The following is a 1,992-nucleotide window of genomic DNA, read 5'->3' on the forward strand; positions in this document are numbered from 1 at the left end:
TACCAGCGGGCGGCGAAGGGCTCGGTCGTCGATGCGGTCGAGCCGCAGATCCGTGAACTGCTCGAACAGTGGCCGGACATCCCGTCGACCGTGATCGCGGAGCGGATCGGCTGGCAGCGGGGCATGACCGTCCTCAAAGACAGGGTCCGTGAACTGCGGCCGGCCTACCGGCCCGTCGATCCGGCGTCGCGGACGGTCTATGAGCCGGGCGATCTGGCCCAGTGCGATCTCTGGTTCCCGGCCACCGAGGTCCCGCTCGGCTTCGGGCAGTCCGGTCATCCGCCGGTGCTGGTGATGGTGGCCGGCTATTCGCGGTGGATCACCGCCAGGATGCTGCCCTCGAGGAACGCAGCCGATCTGATCGCCGGGCACTGGCGGCTGCTGACCGAAATCGGCGCCGTCCCCAGGGCCCTGGTCTGGGACAACGAGGGGGCGGTGGGCTCGTGGCGGCCGGGAGGACCGCGGCTCACAGATGACTTCGCGGCGTTCGCGGGCCTGCTGGGCATCAAGTTCGTCCTCTGCAAGCCCCGTGACCCTGAAGCGAAGGGCCTGGTCGAGCGGGCCAACGGCTATCTCGAGACCTCGTTCCTGCCCGGCCGGGTCTTCGCCTCGCCGGCGGACTTCAACATCCAGCTCGCCGACTGGCTCGGCAAGGCCAACCGGCGGATCCACCGCACATTGCAGGCGAGGCCGTCGGACCGGCTGGAAGCCGACCGCTCCCGCATGCTCCAGCTGCCGCCGATCTCGCCGCCGGGCTGGTGGAAGGCATCGCTGCGGTTGCCGCGGGACCACTACGTCCGCCTCGATACCTGCGACTACTCGGTCCATCCGCTGGCCATCGGCCGCCGGATCGAGGTCGCCGCCGACCTGGACCAGGTCCTTGTGACCTGCGACGGCGTCGAGGTCGCCCGCCATGCCCGCTGCTGGGCCCGCCACCAGACACTCACCGATCCAGACCACGCGGCCGCCGCGGCGGCAGCCCGCAAGGCGGCCGCCGGCAGGAAGCCCGTGCCGGCGCAGAACACCGACGTCGAAGAACGGTCGCTGGATTCCTATGACCGGATCTTCGGTGTCATCGAAGGCGGACTGACCACAGGCGAAGGAGCGGCGTGATGACCAGCGGAAACGACACGAAGACCACGGCGAACGGCCGCGACGTCACCTCGGAGATCGCCTATCTGACCAGGGCTTTGAAGGCACCGGCCCTGCGGGACTCCGTCGGCCGTCTCGCCGAGCGAGCCCGCTCGGAGGGCTGGACCCACGAGGAATACCTCGCGGCCTGCCTGCAGCGGGAGGTCGCCGCCCGCGACTCCCACGGCGCCGAAGGCCGTATCCGGGCGGCCCGATTTCCCTCCAGGAAGTCACTCGAGGACTTCGACTTCGACCACCAGCGGTCCGTGAAACGGGAGTCGATCTCCCACCTCGGGACGCTCGACTTCGTCGTCGGCAAAGAGAACGTGATCTTCCTGGGCCCGCCCGGAACCGGCAAGACGCACCTCGCGACCGGCCTCGGGATCCGGGCCTGCCAGGCCGGGCACCGCGTCGCGTTCGCCACCGCCGCCCAGTGGGTCGCCCGCCTCGCCGACGCCCACCAGGCCGGCAAACTCGCCGACGAACTCACCCGCCTCGGCCGGATCCCGCTGATCGTGGTGGACGAGGTCGGCTACATCCCGTTCGAACCCGAGGCTGCGAACCTGTTCTTCCAGTTCATCTCAGGCCGCTACGAACACGCCTCCGTGATCGTCACCAGTAACAAGCCCTTCGGACGCTGGGGAGAGGTCTTCGGCGACGACACCGTCGCCGCCGCAATGATCGACCGCCTCGTTCACCACGCCGAAGTGATCTCCCTCAAGGGCGACAGCTACCGCATGCGCGGCCGCGACCTCGGCCGGGTTCCACCCGCCAATACCGGGGAATGAACAACATCAACTGACGGACCGGGGGTCAAAACTCAACCGGCCAGGGTGGGTCACGATTCAAGCGCCGCCGACA

General features: G+C 69.0%; 2 protein-coding genes. Both read left to right on the forward strand.

Translation table 11 applies throughout. From position 1 onward, the window contains the following. A partial coding sequence (istA, locus tag AC0693_RS38720; RefSeq protein WP_478804625.1) for an IS21 family transposase occupies positions 1 to 1,113 on the forward strand: 1,113 nt, incomplete at its 5' end. Beyond that, positions 1,113 to 1,919 (forward strand): IS21-like element helper ATPase IstB, encoded by an 807-nt coding sequence (istB, locus tag AC0693_RS38725; protein ID WP_478804626.1) that lies wholly within the window; start codon positions 1,113 to 1,115, stop codon positions 1,917 to 1,919. The genes istA and istB, both read left to right, overlap by 1 nt. The last annotated feature ends 73 nt before the right edge of the window (positions 1,920 to 1,992 follow it).

The organism is Streptomyces sp. NPDC043876, from assembly GCF_056435825.1.

Excerpts from the sequence above, each read along its gene's own strand:
- istB (WP_478804626.1), top strand. The coding sequence starts at position 1,113 with ATGACCAGCGGAAACGACACGAAGACCACGGCGAACGGCCGCGACGTC.